The 11,552-nt window shown below is 37.2% G+C and carries 9 protein-coding genes; all 9 read right to left on the minus strand.

Going from position 1 to position 11,552, the window contains the following annotated elements:
- Positions 1 to 515 (minus strand): hypothetical protein (locus AC4PL9_RS14520; protein WP_491605472.1); only part of this gene is annotated, 515 nt, incomplete at its 3' end.
- Positions 516 to 796: 281 nt separating this feature from the next.
- Complete coding sequence (locus tag AC4PL9_RS14525) at positions 797 to 4,453, minus strand: DEAD/DEAH box helicase (RefSeq protein WP_491605473.1); 3,657 nt, start codon at positions 4,451 to 4,453, stop codon at positions 797 to 799.
- Positions 4,450 to 4,713, minus strand: a complete 264-nt coding sequence (locus AC4PL9_RS14530) for a hypothetical protein (protein ID WP_491605474.1) — start codon at positions 4,711 to 4,713, stop codon at positions 4,450 to 4,452. Before AC4PL9_RS14530 ends, AC4PL9_RS14525 begins: the two co-directional genes overlap by 4 nt.
- Positions 4,714 to 4,721: 8 nt before the next feature.
- Positions 4,722 to 4,955 carry a hypothetical protein gene (locus AC4PL9_RS14535; RefSeq protein WP_491605475.1) on the minus strand — a complete coding sequence of 78 codons (234 nt, stop codon included), beginning with the start codon at positions 4,953 to 4,955 and terminating at the stop codon, positions 4,722 to 4,724.
- On the minus strand, positions 4,952 to 5,227 hold the full coding sequence (locus AC4PL9_RS14540) for a hypothetical protein (RefSeq protein WP_491605476.1): 276 nt from the start codon (positions 5,225 to 5,227) through the stop codon (positions 4,952 to 4,954). Before AC4PL9_RS14540 ends, AC4PL9_RS14535 begins: the two co-directional genes overlap by 4 nt.
- A 208-nt stretch (positions 5,228 to 5,435) precedes the next feature.
- Positions 5,436 to 6,314: a uracil-DNA glycosylase family protein gene (locus tag AC4PL9_RS14545; RefSeq protein ID WP_491605477.1), complete on the minus strand. Its 879-nt coding sequence runs from the start codon at positions 6,312 to 6,314 to the stop codon at positions 5,436 to 5,438.
- Positions 6,315 to 6,718: 404 nt separating this feature from the next.
- A complete protein-coding gene (locus AC4PL9_RS14550; RefSeq protein ID WP_491605478.1) occupies positions 6,719 to 8,107 on the minus strand; it encodes a TlpA family protein disulfide reductase in 1,389 nt (462 codons plus the stop codon).
- A 212-nt stretch (positions 8,108 to 8,319) separates the two neighbouring features.
- Positions 8,320 to 8,451, minus strand: coding sequence for a hypothetical protein (locus AC4PL9_RS14555; RefSeq protein ID WP_491605479.1), 132 nt, complete (start codon positions 8,449 to 8,451; stop codon positions 8,320 to 8,322).
- Positions 8,452 to 8,537: 86 nt separating this feature from the next.
- Positions 8,538 to 11,456 carry an immunoglobulin domain-containing protein gene (locus tag AC4PL9_RS14560; protein WP_491605480.1) on the minus strand — a complete coding sequence of 973 codons (2,919 nt, stop codon included), beginning with the start codon at positions 11,454 to 11,456 and terminating at the stop codon, positions 8,538 to 8,540.
- Positions 11,457 to 11,552: the final 96 nt, after the last annotated feature.

Raw genomic sequence — 11,552 nt, forward strand, 5'->3', positions numbered from 1 at the left:
GATCCTGTTTGATTCAATTTTAAATAAATCGCCATTGATTTTTGTAATTTTTGAATACCGCTTTTTAATTCAATTAATTGATTTAACTCGTTGTACTTATATGAAGTAGTATTCACTTTCATTTTGTGGTTTTCATGAAAATAATTTGATTGAATTAACTGTCCATTAGCATCGTAAATAAAGTCCGTTATAGAGAACACTTTGTGATCTTGTCGAAATATCTCACTTGAATATCTTACTCCGGAATCATCAAATTTCCTTTCAATAGATGAATTGAATGATTCCCCTTGAAATTCAAGATAAAGTGATCTGTCTATTTTTACAGTACGATTCTGTTTATTGAAAATAGAATGAAGAGTTTCTCTTGTCTCAATTTCATCAGGCGAAAAATATGTTTGTTCTTCGTAAATTATACTCTTAATAGCTCCTTTCAAATGACAGGTGTCAGTCATAAAGTCTTGTGCTGACAAATTATTCAAATAGCCTAGAAAAAATATTAGCGAAATGTATTTCATTAAGGGTTCTGTTTATTATGTATAATGGTAAATTGTATGGTGCGTAGGGCATTTCAAGGCACTTCACTGTCAAATCAATACTTTGTTTATTAAATGCTTTAATATTCAAACTGCCACCCCCCCCCACTACGTATGGGGTTTATTGTGCTTTCGTGCTTTATTCTTTTTTGTCCGTGCGTTGGTGCAGACACACTCTTTGACAAGCTTCGGGTTGTGCGGTTGGCTTGAGCTGCTTGGCAATGTGTGTGTGTGTGTGTGTGTGTGGCTGTAGAGCGTTGGCATTAGTCTAATTCAATATTTAATTCAGCTAATAATTCTAATTGTTTTTTTGAAAGTTCATTGTTTCTATAAGCTCTTTTTGTCCTGGCTAACGATTGATACAAATTCCCTTGTTTCTTGTCTCTACCTGCCTTGGGATAATCTCCATTTTCCTTTATAAATGTCGAGATTTCATATAACCTATTTGCCCATTTAGTAAAGCCATCTCTTTTTGAATTGTTTTTGAAATTTTGAAGGTCAATACCAATTTCATTGAAGGCTTTTACTCGATCATCTGAGAGTTCTCCTTTTTCAAAGGCAATTTTTTGATTTATCCACCATGTATAAAGAATATTTCTTTCTCCATTTATGGTAGAAGGCAAAACAAGCCTACCATCTGGAGTAATATGGGTTTTAAACTCTTCAAAACTATCTTCCCAAGGTTGATTTGCCACACCTTCACCGACCCACTTAAATCCGATTGAAATTAAAGCCTGTACTCTTTTTTTAGATAGAGGTTTTCTATTACGGGCATTTCCTGCTTTAACTGCTCTTTGAGCTGATGCCCATAAGTATAAAGTCTTTTCCAACCCCTTACCAAAATAACTTGGTTCTCGCTTGTTCTTTTCAACAAATTCTTGAAATTGCTTTAAACGCTCAAACCATTTCTGTTCATTCTTTTCTTTTCCTTTAGCATCAAGATCATAATTTATTGATTGGAGCGCTTCAATCTGTTCGTCAGTCAGCCTATTGTTTTTGTAACGAGCCCTTTGAGAACCGAGCCACGAATGAAAATCCTTTTGAGTTGTTCTAGTTGGAAGTTTCCCATTCTGGACAACCCAATTTTTCACTTTTTCAAATTTTTGTTCCCAAGTTTCAAAGAATCGGTCTAGATTGAGTTCTTCTATTTTCCTTGTGTGATACTCTGATAACTTGCCTTCATCATACTTCTTTCTATGACGAAGAATCCATGAATAAGCATTGTTCCCAATTTCTTCAACTGAAATGCTTTTTCTCTTTTCTAATAGGGCTTTAATCTCTTGCCAATACTGTGTCCAATTGTCTGTTTTACCTTCAAAGTTGAAGTCAATACTCGTCATTTTTTCAAACCAATAGTTTCCAAGGTCGTTTTCACGATACCTTTTTCGCATGGTTTGGCAGAATATGTACAATGTGCTTTCAATCGATTTTGTATTATCCCTGTCGTACTGTGGCCATTTATCGGGATTCTCTAATCTGAAGTTTACAAGTTCTCTGTATGGTTCAATCCACTTTTTCCTACTGGAAGGACCTTCAAACTTATTGTCTATTGCGAGAAATCGTTTCTTCTGTTCTGGACTAATAATTTTGTTATCTCGGATACAGCTATAATGATATTTGTACCATTTAACCAATACATCATCGTCAATTCCCTTACAGGGTGGAAAGACATTTTCTGTAGAGTACTCTTGGAAAATAGAAAACATTCTTTCCCATTTCCATTCCACAACATTCCAAACAAAATCTATTGCGTTTAACTTACGCAGTTCTTCATTTTTCAGGGTTTCATTTTTCTTACGGTTTCTCTGGTTTGCAATCCAATTATATAAATCCTTATCGTCTTTCTTTGAAGGATAGTCCTTGTAGGCTTCTAAATAATTTTTAAGGTTCAGATACCATAGATCCCAATTGTTGGAGGACTTCTCAATGATCTGGTCAAATAGAGAGTTCTTTAGTTTTTCTTCAAATCCATCTAATATGATTTTGTCTTGTTCTTCAATAAATCCTGAAGAAATAATGTCGATTTTCTTTGATTTCCGCTTTCCTTTCCCAAATGCAAGAAAGTTAATTTCGTCTTGGAGCCTTTCATCTTGATCGCATAAGGAGCGGATAACCTGAAGTAGGTTTTTAAATGATCCTGTACTAATTGAATTTTCGACTTCATTCTTTTTGGAGTGATAAATAGGAACTACAATCAAGCCTAATTTCTTTCCTTCTTTTTTACGCAATGCTCGTCCGACTGCTTGAACAATGTCAACTTTCGAGTTTTTAGGATCGCAGAAATACACCAAGTCAATTGTGGGCACATCAACTCCTTCCGTTAGACATCTGGCATTAGAAACAATGGCTTTTTCAGAATTTTTAAATTCTTCAAGCACCAAATTTCTATAACTTGTGGGTTGCTCTCCATTTACAGAAAATGTTTTGGTACCTGCAAATAACTGGCCATGTCTATCCGCAAATTCCTGGGCAAGCTTTACTCGTGAATGAAAAGTTAAACCATGATTAGCATTATATTTCTTCATCACATGCTCGAGAGCATAGTTATTGGCTAACTCGTCTATTGAAAGTTTTTCGTCAACAAATCTTCTTTGCTCGATATAATCTTTCAGTTCCTCACTGTTTACTCCAATCGCGACAATTTTATAGTCAACAAGTATATTTTCTTCGATTGCATCCTTAAATGTCATCCTATGAAACTCGTACCCAAACGTGTTTGGGTCATTCATGTCATAGGCATACTTTAGGTCATCTCCGAGTTTCTTTTTTAATGTCTCTTTTACAATTCGTGGAGTAGCTGTAGCATATAATCTGTACTTAGAAGGCACAAGATTGTTGTCGTGTACGAGACTGAATTTATTCTTCCCAACTCCTGCTGTTTTGTGGGCTTCATCGCAAAAAATCAAGTCAAATTCAAAGTTTATATCTTTTATGGCTTCAGCTATAACTGGCAATGAATGATAAGTGGAGAAAAGCACTTTTTCATCAAATGGTTTTGAAAGAAAAGATTTTACGTGTTCAGCATTTGTGGTAACTCTAGTGTCTATTTCATAGGTATGAGTTACTAAGGTGTCTGTTGCATCTTTATCAATATCTGTTTCTGAGCAAACACATAAATATTGATAAACTGATTTTCTCTGTTTTGACCATTCGTTTTTGATCTGTCTAAGAAGTGCAAGAGAAGGTACAAGTACCAAAGTATTCTTGCTTTCAACTCTTTCCTTAATCCATAATGCGGTGAAAGTCTTTCCTGCACCACATGGGAGAATTAATTGTCCCCTTGATTCTTCTCCTTCTGTAAACCACTGCACACATTCGTGAATTGCGATCTCTTGGTGCGGTAAAGGTTTATAAAGTTTCCTTTCTGTCAGGTGGTTTTTCGCAAGCAAAGTATAAATTGAATGGAGTGTGTCTTTATCAATTTCATTCAGATTTGCGACTCCATAGAAGGTGAAGTTGTCATGTCTTGTTTTGGATATCTGGTCAAGGTCAATTGCATTTGAAAAAACGATATAGCCGTCTGCATTTGGGCAAAAAGCAAAAAGGTTGGCAATCTTATCAGCAGACCAATTCAATTTGCTTGTTTCATCATTCTTGTACTTACACTGAACAACAAAATACTGGTCTTCCACATCTTGTAAAATCAAGTCAACTCCATAGTCTTGATTTCCTAAGTTTAGTTTCTTTCGGGCTTCAAGCGGGGTCTCTTCAAATAGCCATACATTCTTGTAGTTGTCCTTTTCCGTTGGTGAAGCAAGGAAATAGTACTTTGTAAAAACTTCAAAAATCTTTCCCGCTCTCGTGTCTTTTTCACCTGTGTCAACAGAGTGAACATTGTATTTGGAAAGTTTAGGCTTTAGTTGCCTCCAAGTTTCCTTGTCCTTTATTAGTTCCGTTAGTATGTTCTTGTACTCTGTCATTTTCTTTTAGGTGCGTTGGCAAAAAACAGGCTCTTTTGGTTTTTCAGCGTTGGCTTTGTGTGTCGGCAAAACCAAATGTCTAGTCCATTATCTAGGACGTACCAAAAGACTTGGAGATTTTGAGAGAAATCATTCTGTTCAGCAATGGCAATACCGACTTGCTCAGAAGAAATTTCAGTCTCTCTTTCTTCAGAAAGCCTTGCCGCAATCGTTTTTAACGTGAGCTCATACCATTCAATTTGTAATTCTGCGTGTCCCATATTTTTAACTATTCTGTTGCTTTTCCGAGTAAATAACCAAGTAGAACAATTCCACCAATAACTAACGCAGCTCCCAAAACATCTTCAACGTTTCTGCCTGATTTATAGTCATTATATTGCTTAGCTGTTATGGAATTGTTCTGATAAAGCAGTTCCATGTACTCGTCCTTCTCGGCTTTATTTGCTTGTCCTGTCTTAACCTTTTGGCTTAAGGAAAGAAGGCGTTGGTAATTTATATTCATCTCTTTCCTTTTTTATCTTTTAATATCTCAAATAAATCAGGTAAATGGTCAAGTACTTGTTTCTGGAATTGGTCGATTATTTGTTGCTGGTTTTCATCTTTTCCCTTCAACCGTTCAATTTCAAGTTCTAAGTTCTTTAAGTCTTCTTTTAAGCTCTCTTTAGTAACCTGAATCTTATCACTAAGATTGTGTTTAGTTGTCAAGAATGTCACCACTCCTGTCAAAAGAATGACTCCCACATAGATTATATCTCTAAGTCCTAATGGATCCATTTGTTTGTTTTTTAATTATACCCAACGGTTTGGCTATGCGTAGTGCGGGATTTTAAGGGTTAAACACAAATGGTAGCCAAAACTTTGCTTTTGTGTTTTAAATTTATTCAATAAAACGTCAAAACGAAGTTTTGGCGGAACAGAATTACTGACCTTTCAGTTTTCTCCGAACCCCGTATTACGTATAGCTTTTGTTGTACGCAGTTTTTTAATTCAAAGAGCTTAAATATCGAGCAACCCAATTAGATTGTCTGGTCAAAGTCTTATTCTTAGCATTTGTTTCATCAATTTCTTCGATCGATTGATAACCACCCCACTTATAATCTTGAGCTTTAAAGGTTTCAAAGTCAAAGGTCTTATTTACTTCAGCTGGTTTCATATAATCTAAGTACTCACTATAGAATTTGCCATCTTCTGTCAATACGAAAATTTTTGGCCAAGCATTGTGCGTTGCATCACCAAAGAAAAATCTTGCTTTCATGGTTTTATATTTGTTATTAATTTGTTCTGTGTTAATGCTTCCAATTTGTTTTAAGAGGTCGAGACTTGACTTATAGGTAAGCTTTCCTTTATACTTATTCCATTCTTGTTCAAATCTTGAATATGCAGGATGGCTAAAAACTAGAATATTCGAGGAGTTCACTTTTTGATTAATTGACCGCCAAAACTTATCAAAAAGTTCGTCAGGTCCTATTTTACTCTTTCCGAATATTAAAATTGGTAAATTGAATTCATCCGATATTTGGGCAATTTCGTACGCACAATTTTCTTGGATTGAGTTAAAATATTCTTCTCCAATCTCACTCTTTATTGCTTCTAAATCATTTGTTGATCTTGAATGTATGAAAGTTTTATTTCGAATCATACATTCTTGGTCAAATTCAGTGACTAGATTATTTTGCAAGAAGTGATTTCTTAAATCCTGACCAGACCTACCAATGAAAAATCGGTTTGTTTCGTATTCCATTATCCCTGGATTGTCACCAACAATAATAAATTTCAATTTGCTTAAATCATATTCTTGCTCATTAAAACAATACTTTACACTTAATTGATCAAGTTTATTTGCTAGTTCTTCTTTTGTCATCTTTTAATTGCGTACAACGTTTGAATAAAAGTCATGACTTTTATTCCTTTTATAGTTATTGTGCAACTAAACTAATAAATCAAAATGGATTTCGAATAATTCTAACCACTGAAAATGTGGTCGTTACACCTACCCCTATTCTTTTTACGACTACTGTGTCCTAAAAGAGTTTGATTATAACGCAAGTCAGCTCCGCTTTCCAGGAACGGTGGTACGGAACACGTAGTCTGTGTGCAGTCAATAAATCAATCAGAGAAATCAGCGCCCTAAAAGTAGCTCTGTTTAATTACGTGATTTTGTTCTGCAAAACCAAATTAAACGAAAGCGGGAGATCCTTAACAGCTCCCCCGCTTTTCTATAAATTCTATCGAACACTGGTGAATTTTCTTCTAAATCGCTGTTCGTTAAGCAGACTTCTTTTTCTTTAACTCGCCTTCAAGATACAGCTTTGTACCTACCCCTGAAGGACGTGGAGCATCTGCATTGACAATATTCCCTTCATCATCCACGAGAATAAATCGTGGGATTGATTCTATTGCATATTCACGGATGAAGAAAGAATGAAATGCGTTATCCGCAAATAGCTGGATACCTCTTAACTCTTCTTTCTCGACCATCTTTCTCCAGGTTGTTTTGTCTTTTAATTGGTCAACTGAGATACTTACAAAAACAATCTTCTCGTTTTGCATTTCTTCCGCCAGTTTTTTCAAAGCCGGAATTTCGTTCTTACAAGGTTGACACCAGGTAGCCCAGACATCAATATAGACAAACTTCCCTTTCAGGTCATCCAACGCGATGAAATCACCCGAAATTGATTCATAACGAAACTTTGGAGAAACCATTCCCGGAAGAAGTTTTTCCAACTGAGCATATTTTACACTCAAATCCTGCTTAAAAGATGCATCCGTTGTCGCATTTGCTAATTTTTCGTAGACTCCTTTCATGTCCTTGTTAGCAGTACTGAGGAAAAAAGAAGCTTGTTCAACCATCTGGTTTTTCAACTTCTCAATTTTTATTTCATCCAAAAAGGCAAAGTCTGAAGCATCCAGATTCGGGTAATTTTTTTCAATTGATTTATAGAATTTTTCCATCTGAATGGCTGCTACCAAATCTGCATACTCTGTAAATTTTTCAAAATCCTCTGCATTGTTTACATCTAACTTACGATAAGCCTCCGGATAAAAATTATCACTCAACTTAAAGTCGGGATTCTGGGTAAAATACGGATGATAAGAAACATAGCTTCTCAGGAGGTTATAGTACTGATAATCCAATACTGTTGATTCTGATTTACTGAAATCCGATGAAAATTTGTATTTCTCAAATTCTTTGTGAACGCCATCAAACATTCCTTCAAGCGTAGATTTGAATTCGTTTTCTTCTTTGCTAAAGAGTGCTTTGAAATCTACCTCATCGTCCGAAAAAGATTTTGATCTGAAAAGTAAATAATTCAACCGCTCGTTTCCTGTTCCCGAATACGAAATCGTATTTATCCCACTCCCCGAAAGCGTCAGTGTAAGATCATCTCCTTTTTCAAAATAAACGGGAATTTCAACTTCTCCGATTCGCAAATGATAATATTTTTCAAGACTTCGCAGCGTATCAGAAAAAGATCCGTTAACAACAGGTATTTCAATCGTATCGGAAAGAGAAATAAGTGTTACCACATCCTCGTTGAGTCCCTGAGCTTCTCCTTTAAAAACAGCATATTCTTTTTTATCTGAACATCCGACTATCAGCATTGTACATAACACGCCAAGCAGGCAAAATGTATGTTTTCTTTTACGTAGCATTGTGTATTTTTTAGTAAGCGAAGATAGATAAAAACAACCGTCAAAACAAAAATGACTCGCTGCTATTCATGCGAAGATTCTTCTGAAACCTCCCTTCTTCTGCCTACGCAAATGTGAAAGGGCCGCCTCAAAATGAGACGACCCTTTCCGGACTGTAAACACGTTATGAAAACGCATTCTATCGGGTGGTACAGGTGAATACCTTGTTCAACTTAGAAATAGTCTTCTTCATTCAGATCCAGCGCTTCTAAATTTTCGTCTGACATGAATTCAGAAATACTGAATATCACATAACAACTGAGCAGAACTCCCAAAGCAACCAAAGCTAAAATCAGATATACCATTTCTTCTCTTTTTTGTTTTAACTGTCACCCCGGAGTTCCGGGGTGACAGTTTTTAGTTTCCCGGACTAAGGTCATTTTAACCCTTGCTAATTTTTAATCATGATAACGCTTTCAGCCGACCCGTCCGGAAAAACAACCCATACTCGATATGCTCCGGAAGCAAAATCCTCGCAACTAACACTCTTCACGTAAACTGTCTGATCAAACTGTACTTCCCAGTTCATCACTGCTCTACCGGATATATCAACCAGGGATATACGTCCTTCTCCCTGAATTGGATTTTCAATTTTTATTAGTGTATTCTCATTGGCAGGGTTCGGATATAAACTAATGCTCATATCATTGTTTACGACTTTACAATCTGCTGAAACCGGCCCGTATTCTGTCGCCTCTCCATCGAGATCTACTTGTATCAATTTGTAATAAACGATCCCTTCCATTGTTGCAAAATCTGTAGTTCTGTAATTCAGTTCTTCATTTGAGGTTCCTGCCGCATCAACTCTGTCCAGTTCTCTCCATTCTATTCCGTCATTACTGCGCAATACAGAGAAGTAATCGGAATTGTTTTCAGAAACTGTCTGCCATAAAATTTCTGCTTCTCCTGAAGAACAGTCTACATCAAAATAAGTCAATGATACAGGCAACGGTGATAGTGTTGAGTTTCCATGTAACCAGAACTCCGAGAAAGAAGGTATATCGTACTCAACATAGTATCCATTTGCATCAAAACCGATGAAGTAATTGTTTGCCTGATCCCATGCCAGTTGTGCATGCGCTGTCGTTTGACCGGAAGTACAATTATCCAGAGGAGAATTATTTTCCAGAGCCGGAACAGCTTCATTATGGTATTTAGACAGTTGTAAATCCGCAATAGACAATACATCGTCCTGTTGTGACAGATTTATGTTAGCCTGCGACTCCAGTTCATTATACTCGTCCATATCAAGGTACAAACGCACAGTTACATCAGATACCGGTTGAAAGTCAGGAGAAATCAACCAACTTCTTCCCAATACCATTGTATTAAATTGTGGTGAGAGTGGATTCTGACAAGCCGGAACATCTATCGGACTACCATGTACATAAGACACTGAAGTTACATTTCCCAGATTCTGTCCGTATGAGTTTACAGAAGCGATGAGTCTACCGTCTTTTGAAAAGTGTACAAATCCATTCTGATTTACCAGACAAGTCCGTGAATCTCCATCCAGTCCTAATGTCTCCGGCACATCCGCAACGACTGTAAACATAGCATCATCAGAAACATTACAGTATCCTTCTCTTCTTGCGTAGAATGTTTGTGTACCGTTTGCTATTAAAGTCAATGAAGACCCGATTTCTAAAATATTACCTCCTCCATTGGGTTGAGCATACCAGTATATGTCTGCGCCTGTACCTGAAGCCCCACCGGAAGCGGTCAAAGTAACTTCAGTCCCCGGACAAACAGGCGAATCACCTGAAATAACCGGAGCTTCAGAATCAGTTCCTCCATCTTTGATCGTTAATACATAATCTCCTGATTGTGCATTATTTCCTGTCACATAAATGTAGTACAATGCTCCGGGTGCTGCTGTAAAGTTCAACTCTGATTGTGCCCCACATGCATCATCATTCCCTGCCACACAGTTCAAGTCTCCACATTCTCCACTGTATACAAATAGTTTGGTATCAAATGAAGATCCACATAAACTAACATTCAATGGTGTACCGCGTCCTAATAAACGATACCATACACCGGGAGCAGTTGATGCGGATGTTGTACATCCGGGACCTGCACCTGAATTGGAAGCAGAATATGTACTACCCATATCGGTATAAACTTCTCCACATCCCAAATTTATACTTCTGGCATTTTCGCACAGATCATTTACCGGAGGACATCCAAGCTGAACCGTAATCGGAACTTCATCCGAACTTTCTCCATCTAACATAAAGTAATATTCTACTCCTCCTGTAAGCGCCACTGAAAAACTACTCTGTGTGTAGATCCGCCCCAAATAAGCCCATCCCGAAGAGTTACAACCTGTAGATGCTTCTTTATAGAAAAGGTTAATCCAGTCATCAGCGGAAGTAATATCTAGCACATACGTTGCTGATACGGAAGGCGTATATCGGAAAATCTCCTCTTTTCCTGGGGTAACCACAGGACCACCATAATTACTCCATGCTCCGGAACCGGAATTAATCGTAAAATCTTCCTGTAAACCGCAAGACAGATCGTTAATTACTAAACAAGGATCGTATTGTGGTCCGCATGAGATACACTTAATCGTTGTTGTTCCACAAGTAGTTGCGGTTCCGCAAAACTCATCTGTATTATAGTGAATATAATAAGTACCTGAAACAGTTGCTGTAAAAGCCAATGGTGCCGGACCATGTGCTACTACAGTTCCGTTATATGCTGAACGGCGCACTGTTATATACCCTCCGTTACTATTATTTACCTGATAATCGCTCCCCTGTACTAAATCATACACCGTACTATACTCATTCTGATAGTTACAAGAGCTAATTGTAACTGTACTTTGATTGGACGGTGCTGATGCAGAGCCATATGCATAACTATTCGTACATGGAGCTCCCGCAGGACCAGAACATTTTACGCTTCGTGTCATACAGGAAGTAGAAGTACCACAAGAAGAATTCACGTGGCTAAAGAATCGCACTGTTCCTGTAAAAGTAGCTGTCCAAACTACCGATTGTGTACCCCATACCAAAGGTGCATTACTGGTAGTTGCGATTGTAACATAATCTGTACTGATACTACTTTGAAACTCGTACTGATACCCTGCTATAACAGACACATTCGAATACTCCCCACGATATCCGCAGGTTGTTATTGTCTCGAAATTACCTGTACACGCAGGAGTAATACTTCCGTATAATCCATAAGGAGCTGAAGTACATTGCGCATTCACGTTAAAAGACACTCCACTCACCAGTACACCCAAACAGATCAGGAACCCCGTCCCATAATCTTTTACTTTTTGTATAAATGCTTTCATAACTAACTTTTTTACGTTTTTATTTACTAAGTCCGAACCTGTATCCGACCTATCAGTTATGAAAATTGTGCCAAAACAATCATTACACTGTTAAAA

This window comes from Wandonia sp. (assembly GCF_984588085.1).

Excerpts from the sequence above, each read along its gene's own strand:
- AC4PL9_RS14525 (WP_491605473.1), bottom strand. The coding sequence starts at position 4,453 with ATGACAGAGTACAAGAACATACTAACGGAACTAATAAAGGACAAGGAA.
- AC4PL9_RS14530 (WP_491605474.1), bottom strand. The coding sequence starts at position 4,713 with ATGGGACACGCAGAATTACAAATTGAATGGTATGAGCTCACGTTAAAA.
- AC4PL9_RS14535 (WP_491605475.1), bottom strand. The coding sequence starts at position 4,955 with ATGAATATAAATTACCAACGCCTTCTTTCCTTAAGCCAAAAGGTTAAG.
- AC4PL9_RS14540 (WP_491605476.1), bottom strand. The coding sequence starts at position 5,227 with ATGGATCCATTAGGACTTAGAGATATAATCTATGTGGGAGTCATTCTT.
- AC4PL9_RS14545 (WP_491605477.1), bottom strand. The coding sequence starts at position 6,314 with ATGACAAAAGAAGAACTAGCAAATAAACTTGATCAATTAAGTGTAAAG.
- AC4PL9_RS14550 (WP_491605478.1), bottom strand. The coding sequence starts at position 8,107 with ATGCTACGTAAAAGAAAACATACATTTTGCCTGCTTGGCGTGTTATGT.
- AC4PL9_RS14555 (WP_491605479.1), bottom strand. The coding sequence starts at position 8,451 with ATGGTATATCTGATTTTAGCTTTGGTTGCTTTGGGAGTTCTGCTCAGT.
- AC4PL9_RS14560 (WP_491605480.1), bottom strand. The coding sequence starts at position 11,456 with ATGAAAGCATTTATACAAAAAGTAAAAGATTATGGGACGGGGTTCCTG.